General features: G+C 64.0%; 12 protein-coding genes and 1 pseudogene. 5 read left to right on the plus strand and 8 right to left on the minus strand.

Translation table 11 applies throughout. The features are described 5' to 3' along the window. Nucleotides 1-13: 13 nt before the first annotated feature. From OKA05_RS10370 to OKA05_RS10395, 6 genes and pseudogenes are all read right to left on the minus strand, one after another. Nucleotides 14-1,498 carry a hypothetical protein gene (locus tag OKA05_RS10370; protein WP_264487063.1) on the minus strand — a complete coding sequence of 495 codons (1,485 nt, stop codon included), beginning with the start codon at nucleotides 1,496-1,498 and terminating at the stop codon, nucleotides 14-16. Further along, on the minus strand, nucleotides 1,464-2,936 hold the full coding sequence (locus OKA05_RS10375) for a hypothetical protein (RefSeq protein ID WP_264487064.1): 1,473 nt from the start codon (nucleotides 2,934-2,936) through the stop codon (nucleotides 1,464-1,466). The genes OKA05_RS10370 and OKA05_RS10375 overlap by 35 nt, the downstream gene beginning before the upstream one ends. An 80-nt stretch (nucleotides 2,937-3,016) precedes the next feature. After that, nucleotides 3,017-3,451 (minus strand): hypothetical protein, encoded by a 435-nt coding sequence (locus OKA05_RS10380; RefSeq protein WP_264487065.1) that lies wholly within the window; start codon nucleotides 3,449-3,451, stop codon nucleotides 3,017-3,019. Between the two features lie 123 nt (nucleotides 3,452-3,574). Then, nucleotides 3,575-4,039, minus strand: coding sequence for an EVE domain-containing protein (locus OKA05_RS10385; RefSeq protein WP_264487066.1), 465 nt, complete (start codon nucleotides 4,037-4,039; stop codon nucleotides 3,575-3,577). A 104-nt stretch (nucleotides 4,040-4,143) separates the two neighbouring features. After that, nucleotides 4,144-5,457, minus strand: a pseudogene (locus tag OKA05_RS10390) (DUF4332 domain-containing protein); the annotation flags it as partial. A 49-nt stretch (nucleotides 5,458-5,506) separates the two neighbouring features. Beyond that, the gene (locus OKA05_RS10395) at nucleotides 5,507-8,221 is read right to left on the minus strand and encodes a valine--tRNA ligase (RefSeq protein WP_264487068.1); all 2,715 of its coding nucleotides are present in this window, start codon (nucleotides 8,219-8,221) and stop codon (nucleotides 5,507-5,509) included. A 291-nt stretch (nucleotides 8,222-8,512) separates the two neighbouring features. Here OKA05_RS10395 and OKA05_RS10400 point away from each other — a divergent pair, with 291 nt between their 5' ends. Beyond that, nucleotides 8,513-9,124: a YiiX/YebB-like N1pC/P60 family cysteine hydrolase gene (locus tag OKA05_RS10400; RefSeq protein WP_264487069.1), complete on the plus strand. Its 612-nt coding sequence runs from the start codon at nucleotides 8,513-8,515 to the stop codon at nucleotides 9,122-9,124. A gap of 35 nt (nucleotides 9,125-9,159) precedes the next feature. Here OKA05_RS10400 and OKA05_RS10405 read toward each other — a convergent pair whose 3' ends face one another. After that, nucleotides 9,160-10,116, minus strand: coding sequence for a hypothetical protein (locus OKA05_RS10405; protein WP_264487070.1), 957 nt, complete (start codon nucleotides 10,114-10,116; stop codon nucleotides 9,160-9,162). A 123-nt stretch (nucleotides 10,117-10,239) separates the two neighbouring features. Between OKA05_RS10405 and OKA05_RS10410 the strand changes: the two genes are divergently transcribed. The 3 genes from OKA05_RS10410 to murA all read left to right on the plus strand — a co-directional run bounded on the left by OKA05_RS10410 (nucleotide 10,240) and on the right by murA (nucleotide 13,663). Further along, the gene (locus tag OKA05_RS10410; protein WP_264487071.1) at nucleotides 10,240-11,412 is read left to right on the plus strand and encodes a M20 family metallopeptidase; all 1,173 of its coding nucleotides are present in this window, start codon (nucleotides 10,240-10,242) and stop codon (nucleotides 11,410-11,412) included. A 53-nt stretch (nucleotides 11,413-11,465) separates the two neighbouring features. Beyond that, a complete protein-coding gene (prmC, locus tag OKA05_RS10415; protein ID WP_264487072.1) occupies nucleotides 11,466-12,308 on the plus strand; it encodes a peptide chain release factor N(5)-glutamine methyltransferase in 843 nt (280 codons plus the stop codon). Nucleotides 12,309-12,394: 86 nt separating this feature from the next. Then, nucleotides 12,395-13,663: a UDP-N-acetylglucosamine 1-carboxyvinyltransferase gene (gene murA / locus OKA05_RS10420; RefSeq protein ID WP_264487073.1), complete on the plus strand. Its 1,269-nt coding sequence runs from the start codon at nucleotides 12,395-12,397 to the stop codon at nucleotides 13,661-13,663. Between the two features lie 310 nt (nucleotides 13,664-13,973). Here the strand turns inward: murA and OKA05_RS10425 are convergent, their stop codons facing one another. Then, complete coding sequence (locus tag OKA05_RS10425; protein ID WP_264487074.1) at nucleotides 13,974-14,927, minus strand: Gfo/Idh/MocA family protein; 954 nt, start codon at nucleotides 14,925-14,927, stop codon at nucleotides 13,974-13,976. A gap of 262 nt (nucleotides 14,928-15,189) precedes the next feature. On the opposite strand from OKA05_RS10425, the gene OKA05_RS10430 reads away from it, so the two are divergent. Continuing rightward, nucleotides 15,190-15,882, plus strand: coding sequence for a carboxylesterase family protein (locus OKA05_RS10430; RefSeq protein WP_264487075.1), 693 nt, complete (start codon nucleotides 15,190-15,192; stop codon nucleotides 15,880-15,882). The last annotated feature ends 14 nt before the right edge of the window (nucleotides 15,883-15,896 follow it).

The following is a 15,896-nucleotide window of genomic DNA, read 5'->3' on the forward strand; positions in this document are numbered from 1 at the left end:
CCATCAGCAAGCCCTACGGCCTGAAAAAATCCATCTCTTCGATGGGACCATAGATGCCGGCGGCCTCCATCGCTTCGTGGTTGAGCTGCATCTCGCGCTCCTCCTGCCGCCGCGCTTCCTCAGCATTCATCGGCACGAGATCCTCGCCGGAGATTCTTTGAAGATGGGCCGCCGCCACTTCCATCGGGCTGCCTTTCGCGAGGGCGAACTTCACTTCCTCCGGCAATGGCCCCACCGGCTCGCTCGTCGCGGTGGCGATGATGCGGCCACCGGTGGTGAAGCTGCGGAAATTCAGGTCGCGGGTTTCGCGCAGTTTCCGGCCGATCACAATCCGGGTGATCGAGGGAATCGCAGTGTGCCGGCCATCCGGCGAGAGGAACACTAGCTCGGTCACTTGATCGCAGCCCACCGGCGAGGCGACCCGCTCTGAATACGCCATCGTCCAATCCGCGAGTGGAGTGCCGGCGATCTCCGAGCGCCACGCCGCCAGCAACTCGGGATCGGCCTCCTCCGGCGCCAGCCAATCGCGCTCGCTCCAGTGAAAGATATCATGCTCCAAGGGCTTGCCCTTCGTCTGCCACCGGAACCACCACGTCCACAGCCGGCCAAGCGGACCGCTGCCATGAGCCTTCCTCCAAAACGCCAGCGGCATCCGGTCCAGGCGCATCTTTAGCACCTTCCGCTTCACCGGCACCGGCTGGTATCCCACCGACCGGGCACCCAACTCGATTAATGCCTGCGGCCCGATTCCCTTGACCCACAGCCAGCCGTCCCTGAACCGCGGGCAGCGCCACCCCTTGTCAAACTCGCCCCACACCGCCACGCCCAGCAGGATCACCAATGACACCGCCACCATCCCGCCGGCCAACTTCGCGACCTCGATCACCTGGTCATACCGCTTCGTCATCAGCGGATACGCGGCCATCAGCGGGAAGATCACGACCACCGGCACCAGCAGCGCCCCGGTCAGCCACCGCCGCCATCGCGCCCGCCGGGTCATCGCCCGCACCGCCGGCACCGAGATGTAGCCAAATACGTTCGCCGGCCCGGTCCGCACCTTCACCCCGCGGAGCAGGAACTGGGCGACCATCGCAATCACCATCGCCCAGACCACCGACAGCCGCCCTCCGCGCATGCTCTGGAAAATGATGTAGCCCAGCACCGGCAGCGCGATGAACGACGTGACGGCGATGCCTTTCACATCCAGCGGCACCGGCAGCTTCAACCACATCGGCGTCAGCGGCCCACCCTTCCCGCGCCCGTCCAGATCCACCCGCGGCAAGACGGTTCCTTCGCGAACGATCAGGCAATCCCCCTCCACCCGCCACACTCCCGGGGTCTCCGCCGCGGCCGTCTCTTCCGCAGGCGGTGCATAGGGATTGAGGACATCGTCAGGCGGCACGAAACCATTCCAGCGGGAAGCGTGCGTGGCCGCAAGGATGCTCGCCGTCGGCCCGAAGCGCTCAATCAGGCTGTTGTCGGCGCGAAGCGGAGGCAAACGCAGCGGACAGGTCGCTGGCTGCCGCTTTCTCCAGCTCATCCCAATCGCCCGGCATTTCCACTTCTTCCACAGGCGATTGGATCCCCGCCGCTTCCAAAAGCGCGGTGTGATCGCTCGTTTCCTTTTCTAACAAGTGCGACAGTTCCTCGTCGGTTTCGACTGCCCTCGGAGTGATCCTCTCGCAGCGCTGGCGGTGACGGGACCACACCCGCAAGGCATCGCCTCTTTTGCCTTCAAAATCGAGATAAGCGGGAGCCTTCGGTAACCGCTGCAAGTTGGACGTGATCAGGCAGCGTCCGTCCGCCGTCCACGTTCGGAAGTCAGCCTGACAGACTTCCACAAAGATGCGTCCCTTGGAGATCCGCGCGATCGTGAGGTTGCAGAAATGCCGCCGGTCCGGCGACCCGAGACGGGCGGTGAGCAGGCTCATCTCGCCCTGCGGGGAATCGAGACGGTGGCAGCCATGGAGTTGCCAGGACGCGAGTTCCTCGTGACCGCGCAGCTTCGCGATCCGTTCGTTGAGTTCCGCACCCGGAGCGACTCCGGACCGAGCCTCGGTCCAGTGAAACTGCTTCCGGACCAAGGCTGCCGAGCGTGTCGCCTTCATGATCGCCAGGATCAACATCAGCCACGGATTGAGCCGCGGCCCGAGCAGGATGCCCATGGGCAGCCGGTACTGATAGAGCGTGTACACCTTGCGCATCCGCATCGGCGGCGCAGTGGAAGTCATCGCGGCGAGCTTCATCAGCGATGCCGCGGGCACTCCCGCCAGATAGAACCAGCCATCCGTGTGTCGCACACACCGCAGCCCGCGCTCCGTCGCCGACCAGATCAAGGACCCGAAGAAGCAGAGCGCCGCAAACACCGCCACCGAGGTCATGAAACTCAGGACCATGACCTCCCCATGAACATCGTCATCCACGCCGAACAAGCTGAACACCCGATCGATTTGCCCGATGGTCACCAGCAGGATCCCCCCTGCGATCATCGCACCGAGCATCATCCGTCCCCGCCAGCGGTCGCGACGGGCACTCGCCTTCACCGCCGCGAGGGAGACGTGGCACTGGACATTCGCCATCGCCCGGCTGTTAGCCGTGTAGCTGCGCAGCAGGCGGCTCATGATGAAGAAGACCACCGCACCCTCGAGCCAAGCGATGCGGTCGGATTGGATCCCGACAAACACCATCACCAGCAAGGCGACCGTCAGCGGCACCGCGGTCGCGAGCACCGACGCACCGGAAGCCGCGGCGAAAACCTGCTGGGACGAGATCAGCTCCCCACCGTCCCCCCCAAACAGCGACACCGGCGGAAGCCGCGCCCCATCCCGCACCAGCAGATGCCCTCCCTGCACCATCCACAGCCGCCCGGGATCGGCAGGCGCCAAGGTCTCGGCCGCTACCGGCGGTGCGTAGGGATTGAGTGAGGCATCAGGCACGACCCTACTCCAGCGTCATCCCATCTCGGCGGCAAGGATGCTCGTCTTCCGATCCTGAGGTGGTGGCCATCAAGTCCGGGTCACTTCTTCGGCCCTCCGAGCGTTGTCGTCTTCCTGGCCTCCATCTCAGCCTTGCTGACGATCACACGTCCGTTTTCTTCCGCCATCGTCACAATTTCCCGATACCTCGTGGAACGAAGCTCGCCGCTCTCTTTATGACGGTAAGCCTCGGAGACCGACATCACGACCGAAGCACTGCCGTCTTCATTCAAAGTGATCGATTCGACTTCGACCCCGTAAACGTAGGTCGCCGGATCAATGTTCCGGTAGAATGCCTCCAGGATCTCCCTCATTTGCTTCCGGTCAAAGCGATGGCGTTGCTTTGTCTCGGTCCAAACAAGCTCGATTCCGGCGTCTGGCACGCTTTCGAGGAGAGCATCCACTTTTCCGGAGTTAGCGGCGAGGCTTTGTGACTTCAAATGCTTCACCACCTTGTCCTCCGTGAGATCGGCCAAGAGAGTCCCACACAGAAGAAACGAAAAAGCCAACAAGCCACAAAACTTCATCCTTCAAGGGGTAGGGTGCGCCACGGCGCGCGACAAGTCATCTTCCCCACCCCAGTAGTCACAGGGAAGGACTCACGCCTTCCACCCACCGAGCTTGCAGACGCGCTTGAAGTGCTTCGCCTCAACCGGGGTGATCGAAAGACGAGTCCCCTTCTGCAAAACCACCATGCCTTCGAGCGAGGGATCGTCCTTCATCTGCTGCAGCGTGACCTCGTTCGGGAACTTCGCCACGAATTCGAAATCGACCAGCATCCAGCGCGGGTTCTCCTTCGTCGATTTCGGGTCGTGGTATTCCGACTTGGGATCGAACTGGGTGGGATCGGGATAGGGCTCGCAAGCGACCTTCGCAACGCCGACCGCACCGGGCGGCGTGGTGCTGGAGTGATAGAAGATCGCGAGGTCGCCGGGCTTCATGTCATCCCGCATGTAGTTGCGGGCCTGATAATTCCTCACCCCGCTCCACGGCTCTTTCTTTGCCTTCGCAAGGTGGTCGATGCCGAAGACATCGGGCTCGGATTTGATCAGCCAGTGGCGCATGACGAAAGGACGCAAGAACTCGCCGCAGATGTCGATGGAGGAATGTCGGAAAAGACCGGCGATTCCCTCCCACCACGGGGCCGCCTCACGATGCGCCCGGCCTGCTACTTCTTGATGCGGATCGAGGTGCCGCAGAAGGTGCAGTTATACCACTTGAAGGTCATCACGTGCAGCGCCACCGCACCGATGTAGCCGAGCAGCGGCAGGTGGTGCGCCTTGCGGTTCTTCAGGCAGTGCTTGGGCACATACATGCGCTGGGCGCAGACCCGGCACTTCGCGCCGGTACTCACGAACGCGTAGAGGATGCCGAGCACCGGCACCGCCAGCGGGAAGGCGATGATCCAGGCAGGCACCCAGGCGAACTCCTCGGGCTGCTGATCGGAAAGGATCAGCAACGGCGCCGCGATGATGGCGAGCGGAATGACCAACTGGAGCAGGACGAGGAAGAGCCCGCCGAACCACACCTTCAGCGGCCGATCATGCAGCACGCCGCGGATGTAGAAGCGCGAGGAAGGCTTGCGGCCGCGGTTGGTCTTTTCCAGCGGCGAACGGAGAAGATTGATGCGCTCGTCCTGCATGCCCGCCGGGCTCGATGAGGCGCGGACCGGCGGGGCGTCGCCCTGGGCTTCCTCGATTGTGCGGATCTTCGTCGAGTCGAAGCCGCGGCGCCCCATAGAGAAGCCCGCGTCGGACACCTGCACGGACGAAGTGGCGAGGCGGGAGGAAGCCGGGGCATCGGGCAAATTCTTGCGCTCCGGCTTCTCCACCGTCACGCGGACTTCCAGGTCGCCCAACGCCCGGTTGAGCAGCGGGGCGACCGCAATCTCGGACGGCGCAATGCCGCGCTCGGCGAGCTGTCGCGCCGGGATCGGCAGCGCGAACGGCGCGACGGCGAGCATCTCGGCGACATCCGGATCGGCCTCGAAATTGACGGGACCGGCGAGGGCCGCGAGGGCCGTTTCGCCGCTGCGGTCTTCCTCGGCCGCGGGAGCTGGTGCGGAGCTGCTCGCCTCGACCGGCGCTGCGGACGGGGCCACTTCCTCCTGCACCACCGGCGTCGCGACGTGGCCGTTTTTCGCGGTGAATCGCGATTCCCCGGCACCGGTGGCGGGATTCCGCCGCGGGCGGTCCGCATGCGCTTCCACGAACGATGCAGCAGGCCGGCGGACGCGGGCAGCAGCGGCCAGGCCTTCGGGGTCCACCGCACGGGTGGCCGCGGCGATCCAGCGCTCGACCCTTCGGCGCTCCGGCGTGCGGGCGACGATCTTGAGCATCGCATTCGCGTCGGTGATCTCGCGGGTCAGGACCTCCGGATCCGCCTTGGCAAGCGCGTGCGCGTCCGTCCAGCCGGTGGCTTCCAGCAGTTCGGCGTCATCAGGTCCGATGCCTTCGATATCAATGAGCTTCGCCATTCCGCCCCGCGAAAGAAGTCGTGACTCTAGCGTTCAGGAGGCCGCTGGCAAGGCCTCATCCGAGGCCCTGCAGCATGTCACGTAGTTGCACGAGCTTGCCGCGCCACTCCTCGAGGCGGGCCTTCTCCTGCTCCACCACCTCGGCGGGGGCGCGGGCGACGAAGCTTTCATTGGAGAGCTTGGCCTCCGAGCGGGTGAGTTCCTGCTCCAGCTTCCCGATCTCGCGGGTGAGCCGGATTTTCTCCGCCTCGACATCGATCAGCCCTTCCAGCGGCAGGTAAATTTCGCCGACCGGGGTCAGCGACACCGGCGTGCCCTTCGGCGCATCGTAGGCGTCATCAAGCACGATCTCCCCTGCCCCAGCGAGGATGGCCAGAACCGACTTCTCCTCGGCGAACCACGGGGCGGGGTTCTTGATCACGAGCGTCACGTCGCGGCGGTTGGCCACGTTGTACTCGGCCTTGAGATTGCGCACGCGGCCTGCGGTCTCGTAGATCGCGGTGGCTTTCGCCTGCTCGGCAGCGGTGTCCTCGGCGGACAGGCCGGCGAGCACGGGCTCCTCCGGCAGCTCGGCCAGCATCAGGAACTCGCCCTCGTTCACATAGCCCATCCGCAAGGAAAGCTCCTCGGTGATGTGCGGCATGAAGGGATGCAGGAGTTGCAGATAGCGGCTCAGCACGGTGTCCATCACCGAGACAGTCACGGCGCGGGCTTCCGGAGCCGAGGTTTCGCGAAGGTCGCCCTTCACCGCTTCCAAGAACTGGTCGCAGAAATCGCTCCACAGGAATTCGTAGAGTCGCTGGGTAAGTTCGCCGAAACGATAGTCGGCGTAGATCTTGTCGAGATCCACCGCCAGTGCATCGAGCTTCGCGAGAATGTCGATGTGGAAGCAGTTCGCCATGCCCACCACCTGGTGGTCTTCATCGTCGTCGCCCTCGTTGTCGGGGAGTTCGATTTCCCCGGCCATCTCGCGGAAGCGGCAGGCGTTGAAGAGTTTGTTGGCGAAGTTGCGGCCGCCTTCGATCTGCTCTTCATCGTAGCGCATGTCCGCACCCAGCGGCGCGATGCGCATCAGGCCGAAGCGCACGCCGTCCGCGCCATACTTGTCCATTAGGACGACGGGATCCGGAGAATTGCCCAACGTCTTCGAGAGCTTGCGGCCTTTCATGTCGCGGATTAGCGAGGTGAAGAAGACGTTCTTGAACGGCAGCTCCCCTTCGAAGCGGAAGCCCGCCATGATCATCCGTGCCACCCAGAAGAAGATGATGTCCGGGCCGGTCACCAGGTCGGTGGTCGGGTAGAACTTCTTCAGCGTCGGCGTTTCCTCGCCCACATTCGCCATCGTCGCGAAGGGCCACAGCCATGAGCTGAACCACGTGTCCATCACGTCTTCATCGCGCACCCAGTTGCCTTCATCGGCGGGCGCATCGGTGCCCACGTGGATGTCACCGGTGGTGAAGTTCGACATGTCGAGCGACTCGGCGTTTTTCAGTTCGTCGAGCTTCTGCTTGCGATACCACACCGGGATCTGGTGGCCCCACCAGAGCTGGCGGCTGATGCACCAGTCCTGGAGATTCTCCATCCAGTGCGCATAAGTCTTCGCCCAGCGCTCGGGGCGGAATTGGATCTCACCGGTCGCCACCGCATCGGCGGCTTCCTTCACGCAGGGATACTTGAGGAACCACTGCATCGAAATGCGCGGCTCGATCGGCACGTCGGCGCGTTCGGAGTAGCCCACGTTGTTCTTATACTCCTCCACCTTGATAAGCAGGCCCATCTCCTCGAGCTTCGCCGCGGCCTTCCTGCGGCCAGCGAAGCGTTCAAGGCCATGAAGCTCCGGCACCTCCGGGCAATTCACATGACCATCCGGCGTGAGCACGTCGATGATCTCAAGGTTGTGGCGGATGCCGATTTCAAAGTCGGCCTTGTCGTGCGCCGGCGTGATTTTCAGCGCGCCGGTGCCGAACTCGATGTCCACGTGATCGTCGGCGATCACCGGGATCGCGGCGTGCGGAAATGGACGATTCACGGTGCGGCCCACGTACTTCGCAAAGCGCGGGTCCTTCGGGTTCACGGCCACGGCCACGTCGCCCATCAGCGTCTCGGGACGGGTGGTGGAAATTTCGAGGAACTCGCCGGGAGCATCGGTGAGCTCATACTTCATGAAGTAGAGCTTCGAGTTCTGCTCCTTCATGATCACCTCTTCATCGGACAGCGCAGTGAGGGACACCGGGCACCAGTTCACGATGCGCTTGCCGCGGTAGATCAGGCCTTCCTTGAAAAGCTCCACGAACACATGGCTCACCCACTTCGTGTAGGACTCGTCCATGGTGAAGCGCTCGCGGCTCCAATCGCACGAGCAGCCGAGGCGCTTGAGCTGGCTGATGATGATGTTGCCGTGCTTGACCTTGAAGTCCCAGACGCGCTTGAGGAATTCCTCCCGGCCGAGGTCGCGGCGCGTGAGCTTTTCGTTCTCGCGCAGCTCGCGCTCCACCTTCGCCTGGGTGGCAATACCGGCGTGGTCGGTGCCGGGCAGCCACAGCACTTCCTTCCCCTGCTGGCGGGCGCGACGCGCGAGGATGTCCTGGATGGTGTTGTTCAGGACATGGCCGAGATGCAGGATGCCGGTGACATTCGGAGGCGGGATGACGATCGAGTAAGCCGGTTTTTCCGACGACGGATCGGCTTCGAAGCACTTCCCTTCGAGCCAAGCGGCGTACCACTTGGCTTCCACCTCTTGGGGTTCATAGGCTTTCGGCAATTCGGACATGGGCGCGGAGGCATGCCAGAGCCCCCCCGGTTTGTAAAGGGGTGCGGCAAGCGATCCCGAAGCCCTACCCGCGGAGCTCGCCCACAAGCGTACGTAGTCCCGGCTTCAGCCGGACCGAGTGGTCCCCCGATGCCGACCTCAATCCCAGTCCTCCCAAACAAAGGCCCAAAGCAGAATCCCCCCCGAATCCTCCCCTCCCCCGTATTTCATCCACGTCCATTGGCCTCCATTCACAGCTCAGAACATCAGCTCCCGGGTGGACGCGCGCCTGAAACCGGCTACTCTCGCGGGATGAAGCGCCTCTCCGCCCTGCTCTCCCTCGCGCTCGCCGGCACCGCCGCCGCCGAGGCCCCATACGCCCTGCGGGAAGGCGACATCCTCTTCCAAGGCTCGGCAGGCCAACAGGCCGACGCGATCCGCGGCGCCACCAACTCGCCCTACACCCATTGCGGCGTGGTTTTCCAAGAAAACGGCAGCCTGATGGTGCTCGAAGCCGTCCAACCGGTGCGGGTCACCACCGTCGCGGAATTCCAGAAACGCAGCTCGCCTGGCACCTTCCACGCCCGCCGCCTGAAATCCCCGCCGGACGCCGCCGCGCTCGAAAAGGCCAAGGCGTGGGGAAAGCGCCAGCTCGGCCTCAACTACGACGCCCGCTTCCAGTGGGGCGACGACAAGCTCTACTGCTCCGAACTCGTCTGGAAGGCCTACCACGAAGCCGGCGTGAAGCTCTGCGAGCCCCGCCGCTTCCAGGACTACAAGCTCGACCACCCCGCCGTGAAACCCGTCATCGCCCAGCGCTACGGCTCCGCCGACAAGCTGCCGAAGGAAGAGCCCGTCGTCGCACCGAGCGATCTGGCAGACTCGCCGCTGCTGGTGGAGGTCCCGAGGGTGGGGAAGAAGTAGGCTTTCGGGGCAAGACCGGACAGCCGCCGCTTGTCCTAAGGACTGGGAAAATAGGGATAGTTTCCCAAGTATTCCCGAGGAATCCGCCCCTCCACATAATCGCGGATCCTGGAACTCGGAATCGCGTAGCTGCCGCCACGATCCCAACCGAGGCCCTGTCCCCGATCTAGGATCGCCCCCACCGCCTGCCGGGCCACTTCCCGCTCCATGAGTCCGCCACAGGCAGCGGTCAGAGCCATCGCACTCATGCGCTCGTCCCCTGCCCTTGCACCGGCTAGGGCTTCCCGCTCGAAGCTCACGTAGTCCCGGTTGACACAATAACCGATCGCCCGGAGCAGCGGATGCCGGGACGCGGTCATGGCCTTCGACAGATCATCCGCCACTCCCTTCTTCGTCGGATCCCACCCTGGATCGTACCAAGCATCGTAAAGAAACTCCGTCAATCCCGAGCCCAAGCGGGGAGGCAAGTCGTAGCTCGCGGGATACATGTAAACGAAGAGATAGCTGAAGCCGTGATTATGGTTCAGCGGGTATAGACCGACCTCGGCAATCGTCTCCTCATGAACGGCCAACACCCGTTCCATGCCCTCCACCATCTCGGGATACTTCCCCTCCTTCCGTAATCGGGGCAACTCGGAACGAGCCCAGTTCTGGGCTCCCTCCTCGCGCTTTGCCACCTGATGCCTCCGGTCCAGCTTCCAGAGCGGCCAAAACCCCGACCACACGCCCAGCACCAGACTTGCCACGCCTAACACCAGGATCGTCCTCCGCGCGGGCCACTCGATCCGCCGGAATACGAGAGTCGCACCAAAGAAGACCAGCCAGCCCAAGAATAGCGATGCCGCCCCGAATCGCCAGGCCAGCTTCAACAGTTCATCCCGACCCATATCGCTCACCCGAGCCCAGGTAATATCCCAGCGAAAGCCCATTCCCAGAAGGGAACCGAGCCACACGATGCCGATCAATCCGGGTAGCAGCCACCACCTCCGCATGCTGTCCAGAGTCCCTGTTTCCCGGGTAACCTGCAATCCCGGAAACCCAGCCCGAAAGTCGCGCCGCCTTGGCTCTCGCTGTAGCGCCTTGAGTCAGGCTGATTCACCCCCTTTCCACGTTCCATGTTGGACGTCCGCGGCCCGATGTTCTCCAATGCCCGCGTGACCGGCCCCGTCGAACTTCTCCAGCAGCTTGTCCGCATTCCTTCGGTCAATCCGGACAACCCGGCCGGCACCGACCATGTCAACGTCGGCGAGGCGGGCTTGGCCGACTTCCTCAAGGGCTGGCTGGCTGCACTCGGCGCGGAGGTCGTGCTGGAAGAAATCAAGCCGGGCCGGCCAAACCTGATCGCCCGTTTCGCGCCGCGCGATGGCCGGCCGCGGATCTTGCTCGGACCGCACCTCGACACCGTCGGCGTCGGCAGCATGATCATCGATCCCTTCGGCGGTGAAATCCGCGATGGCCGGATGTGGGGCCGCGGAACCTCCGATACCAAGGGCCCGATGGCGGCGATGCTGTGGGGCTTGAAGGAAAATCTCGCGCAGCTTTCCAGGCTGCCGGTGGCCGTCGATTTCGTCGCCTTCATGGGCGAGGAGTCGGGCCAATGGGGCTCGAAGGATTTCGCGAAACACCACGCCCACGACTACGCCTTCGCGATCGTCGGTGAGCCCACTTCGCTCGACATCGTGCACACCACGAAAGGCTCGCTGTGGGCCACCCTGAAGGCCACCGGCAAGGCCGCGCATTCATCTCAACCGGAGCGCGGTGACAACGCCGCAATGAAACTCGCCCGCGCGCTCGATGTGCTGGAGCGCGAACTCTCCGCTGAACTCGGGACTTACCTGCATCCCGTGCTCGGCCGCTCGACCATCAATGTCGGCGTGCTGCGTGCCGGCTCGCGGCCGAATATCGTGCCGGACCTCGCCGAGGCCGAGATCGACATCCGCATCACTCCCGCCCTGCGCGATGCCGGCGGCGCACTGGTGCTGCTGGAAAAGACGATCGCCCGTCTTGCTTTGCCTCTCGAGATCGTGAAGCCAAAGGAAAACCCGCCGATGGAGATTCCCGCGGAGCACCCGTGGATTCATCGCATCGAAAAAGCGAGGCCCGCATCCAAGCCGGTCGGCGCACCGTGGTTTTCCGATGCCGCCCACCTGTCCGCGGTAGGCCTGGCCTCGGTCTGCATGGGCCCCGGCTCGATCGATCAAGCCCACACCTGCGACGAGTTCATCGAGATCGCGGCGCTGGAAGAAGGCGCGGCGTTCTTTACCGATTTCATCCGCTCGCTCGGTTGACGGAGGTCTCAAGTCTTGCGTCTTGTGTCTCCCCGTCTTCTGTCTTCTCCCGCATGACCACCGTCCTTGAGACCCTCGACAAGGGCACCGCCTATCTCACGAAAAAGGGCATCGAGGACGCGCGGCGAAACATGCAGATGCTGATCGCCCACCAGCTTTCCTGCACGCGCATGGATCTCTACCTGCGCTTCGACCAGGAAATGGAGGAAACCGATCTCGCGCCACTACGCGACCTGCTCAAAAAGCGCGGCGAAGGCGTGCCGATCCAGCACCTGCTCGGCTCCGTTACCTTCCACCGCCGCGATTTCAAGACCGACGCCCGCGCGCTGATCCCCCGCCCCGAGACCGAGGAACTCGCCGAGTGGCTGGTCAAAAACGCCAAGCTTCCCGACAGCCCGCGTATCCTCGACATGGGTTGCGGCACCGGCGTGCTCGGCCTCACGCTCGCCGCGGATTTCCCGAACTCCCACTCGACGCTCGCCGACCTCTCCCCGGATGCCCTTTCACTCGCCCGCGAGAACGCCGCGGAGCTGGAAATCACCAATGTCAGCTTCGTCGAAAGTGATCTCTTCGCCGCGCTCGGAGGGCAATCCTTCGACCTCATCGTCGCGAACCTCCCCTACGTCCCGGAGACCGACCGGCCGGGCTTGGCCAAGGAACTCGCCCACGATCCCGATCTCGCACTGTTCGGCGGGCCGGATGGCATGGACCTGATCCGCCGCTTCATTCCGGAAGCCGCCAAGCGCCTGAATCCCGGCGGCTGGCTCGCGCTGGAGATCGGCATCCACCAGTCCGGCGAGGTGGAATCCTTGCTGCATGCGGCATCCCTGACCGGCGTCTTGACTCTCAAGGACCTTTCCGGCATCCCCCGCTTCCCGGTCGCGCGTCGCAATTGATTATTGAATAAAGATTATTGCGGATTGAAAACGCCGCTACGCCGCCTCCGTTCCGCCAATAATCAATTTCCAATAATCAATCCTCAATGGATAAGCTCATCGTTCACGGCGGCACCCCGATCCACGGGGCGATCACGATTTCAGGATCGAAGAACGCCTCGCTGCCGATTCTCGCCGCCACCCTGCTGACCGATGAGGACTGCGTGATCCGCCGCGTGCCCGATGTCTCGGACACGAACTACATGGTCCAGATCCTCACCGCGCTGGGCGCGGATGTGGAGCGTTTCTCCGGCACCGTGCGCGTGACCGCGGCCGACATTTCCGATACCGCCGACTACGAGATCGTGCGCCGCATGCGCGCCTCGGTCTGCGTGATGGGACCACTGCTCGCACGCAAGGGCCGCTGCGTGGTGGCGCTACCCGGCGGCTGCGTGATCGGCGACCGCCCGGTCGATCTTCACGTCCGCGGCCTGGAAGGCCTCGGCGCGAAGGCGGAAATCGAAGGCGGCAATGTCGTCCTGTCCGCTCCCGATGGCTTGAAAGGTGCGACCATCGACCTCTGCGGCCCGATGGGACCGACCGTGCTCGGCACCGACAACGTGATGATGGCCGCCACGCTCGCCGAAGGCATCACCACCATTACCTCCGCCGCGTGCGAACCCGAGGTCGTCGACCTCGCCGATTTCCTCAATGCGATGGGCGCGAAGATCCGCGGCGCCGGCACACCGGTCATCACGATCGAAGGCGTGGCGAAGCTGAAGGGCTGCGTTCACAACGTGATCCCCGACCGCATCGAGGCCGGCACCTTCATGGTCGCCGCGGCGCTCGCCGGCGAAGGCGTCACGCTGCGCCGCATCCGCCACGAGCATCTCACCGCCATCACCCAAGCGCTGCGCAAGGCAGGACACCAGGTGCACTTCAATGACGTCGGCGACGCCTGCACCGTGCATCGCGGCGACAACCCCATGCCCGCGGAAATCGTCACCGAGCCGTATCCCGGTTACCCCACCGACATGCAGGCGCAGATGTCCGCCCTCTTCGCGACCACGCCCGGCACCAGCATGGTGGTCGACACGATCTTCCCGCAGCGCTTCATGCACTGCGCCGAGCTAAAGCGCATGGGTGCCGATATCCAGGTCAGCGAGGGCAAGGCAGTCATCAAGGGCGTGGAGCAACTCAGCGCCGCGCCCGTGATGGCAAGCGACCTGCGCGCCTCCGCCGCACTGGTGCTCGCCGCTCTAACAGCCAAAGGCTCCACCGAGATCCGGCGCCTCTATCACATCGACCGCGGCTACGAGCACATCGATGAAAAGCTCCAGGCGCTCGGCGCGCACGTGGAGCGGGTGCGGGAGTAAGGTGGTCCGCACACTCCGTGTGCGGTCGAAGCAGTTATCACGGAGCTCGGAGACCTCGTGCCATCGTGGTCCGCACACTCCGTGTGCGGCAGAAGCAGCTCTCCCAGCCCCCGGAGACCCTGTGCCTTCGTGGTCCACACTCCGTGTCCGGCCGAAGCAGTTCTGGCAGCACACGGAGACCTCGTAGCCTACCACGAGTCCGCCCGTTGAAACCTCGGGTTTCCATCCACCCCAAGGTCGCTTCAACCGAACGCGGAGCGTGCGGACCACATAAGACGCCCCGTTACAGCCCCGGAGTTTCCGAGCGCCACTAGATCGCTACAGCCGCACTCGGAGAGTGCGGACTACTTTGCGCATGAATCAGCCGCGTGATCTCCAGCGCCAGCTCAAGCGCCGCCGTTCCCTGCTGCCCCGTCACCGCAGGATCATGCCCGGTCGCCACACTCGCGACGAATGCGGCCAGCTCCAGCTTCAGCGGCTCGTCCTTCTCCACCTCCACCTCGGCGCGCTGTATGCCCATGCCTTCCTTCCAATGGATCTGGCCGGCCTGCTCCTGGTAATCCAGCGAGAGGTAGCAGTCGGATTGGAAGACGCGGATCTTGCGCATCTTCTCCGGGCTGATGCGGCTGGCGGTGACGTTCGCCACGCAGCCGTTCTCGAATCGGATGCGGGCATTGGCGATGTCCTCCGAGGGCATCAGCACCGGCACACCCACCGCATCGATGCTCGCGATCGGCGAGCGGACGAGATGAAGGATGACCTCCAGATCATGGATCATCAGGTCCAGCACCACACCGATGTCGATGCTGCGATTCGGGAAAGGGGAAAGCCGGTGCGCCTCGATGAAAGTGGGATGCGTGAGCCGTTGCTCAAGCTGACGGAGCACCGGATTGAAGCGCTCAATGTGGCCGACCTGCAGGATGCGGCCGGTGCGCTTCGAGGTATCGACCAGCGCGCGGGCATCGTCCACCGACGGCGCGATCGGCTTCTCCATCAGCACGTGCGAGCCGAGTTCCATCAAGCGGCAGCCGACCTCCCGGTGGGCGATCGTGGGCACCGCCACGCTGATCGCCTCGGCGCGCTCGGCGAGTTCTTCAAGTGAGGAAACCGGCTCGGTGCCGAACTCATCCGCGACGGCCTTTGCGCGGCCGGCATCGGCATCATAGACCGCGCAGAGTTTCGCGCCCGGGATCAGGCTGTAAACGCGGGCATGGTTGCGCCCCATCGACCCCGCCCCGGCGACCCCTGCACGAATGATTTCCATGGGCGTTAGCTAGGCGGCTGGAAGCGACTCGGGCAAGTCCTTCACGGGGCATCATCGCATGCATAGTGGTCCGCACGCTCCGCGTGCGGCCGAAGCGCCCCTAAGGGCAGCAGGAAACCTCAAGCCTCTGACTGCCTGCTCTTGGTAACCCACCAAGTCTCCGACAACCGCCAGAACCGCCTCCACCGCACCAGCGGAGTGCGGACCACCATGGACACCCTTCCCGCTTGGCTTTTCCGGCCGGCCCGACTGGAGTGCTGACATGCGATTCCTCGCGTTCTTGCTGCTCCTGCCATTCACCGCCATGGCCGCCCCCACCGAATCCCGCGAAAGCCTCGAATGGAAGAAGGGCGAAAAGCTCGCCTACCTCCAGTATCTGCCGGAGGGCTACGAAGAGACCAAGGATCCCCAGCCGCTGGTCATTTTCCTCCACGGCTCGGGCGAACGCGGCACCAATCTCGACCTGGTCAAGAAACACGGCCCGCCGAAGATCGCGATGAATGGCCACGGCCTTCCCTTCATCCTCGCCGCCCCGCAGTGCCCGGGCGACCGCTGGTGGAATCCCGACGAAGTGATCGCGCTCACCAAGCATCTCGCGCAGACACTGCGCGTCGACCCCAAGCGCATCCACCTGACCGGCATCAGCATGGGCGGCTACGGTACCTGGGCCGCCCTCGCCAAAGCACCGGACCTCTACGCCAGCGGCGTGCCCATCTGCGGCGGCGGCGATCCGGCCACCGCGAAAACGCTCGCGAAAATCCCCATCTGGACCTTCCACGGCGAAAAGGATCAAGCGGTCCCAGTCGCCAAGTCCCGCGAGATGGAAGACGCGATCCTCAAAGCCGGCGGCAAGAAATTCCGCTCCACCTACTACCCCGACGAAGGCCACGAATCGTGGACTCCGGCCTACGCCGATCCCGCGCTGCTCGCGTGGATGATGCTGCAGAGCCGCTAGATCAAGACACTGGG

Source organism: Luteolibacter arcticus (assembly GCF_025950235.1).
In the GTDB taxonomy this organism is placed as follows: domain Bacteria; phylum Verrucomicrobiota; class Verrucomicrobiia; order Verrucomicrobiales; family Akkermansiaceae; genus Haloferula; species Haloferula arctica.

Excerpts from the sequence above, each read along its gene's own strand:
- OKA05_RS10410 (WP_264487071.1), top strand. The coding sequence starts at position 10,240 with ATGTTGGACGTCCGCGGCCCGATGTTCTCCAATGCCCGCGTGACCGGC.
- OKA05_RS10395 (WP_264487068.1), bottom strand. The coding sequence starts at position 8,221 with ATGTCCGAATTGCCGAAAGCCTATGAACCCCAAGAGGTGGAAGCCAAG.
- OKA05_RS10430 (WP_264487075.1), top strand. The coding sequence starts at position 15,190 with ATGCGATTCCTCGCGTTCTTGCTGCTCCTGCCATTCACCGCCATGGCC.
- murA (WP_264487073.1), top strand. The coding sequence starts at position 12,395 with ATGGATAAGCTCATCGTTCACGGCGGCACCCCGATCCACGGGGCGATC.
- OKA05_RS10405 (WP_264487070.1), bottom strand. The coding sequence starts at position 10,116 with ATGCGGAGGTGGTGGCTGCTACCCGGATTGATCGGCATCGTGTGGCTC.
- prmC (WP_264487072.1), top strand. The coding sequence starts at position 11,466 with ATGACCACCGTCCTTGAGACCCTCGACAAGGGCACCGCCTATCTCACG.
- OKA05_RS10400 (WP_264487069.1), top strand. The coding sequence starts at position 8,513 with ATGAAGCGCCTCTCCGCCCTGCTCTCCCTCGCGCTCGCCGGCACCGCC.
- OKA05_RS10385 (WP_264487066.1), bottom strand. The coding sequence starts at position 4,039 with ATGCGCCACTGGCTGATCAAATCCGAGCCCGATGTCTTCGGCATCGAC.
- OKA05_RS10425 (WP_264487074.1), bottom strand. The coding sequence starts at position 14,927 with ATGGAAATCATTCGTGCAGGGGTCGCCGGGGCGGGGTCGATGGGGCGC.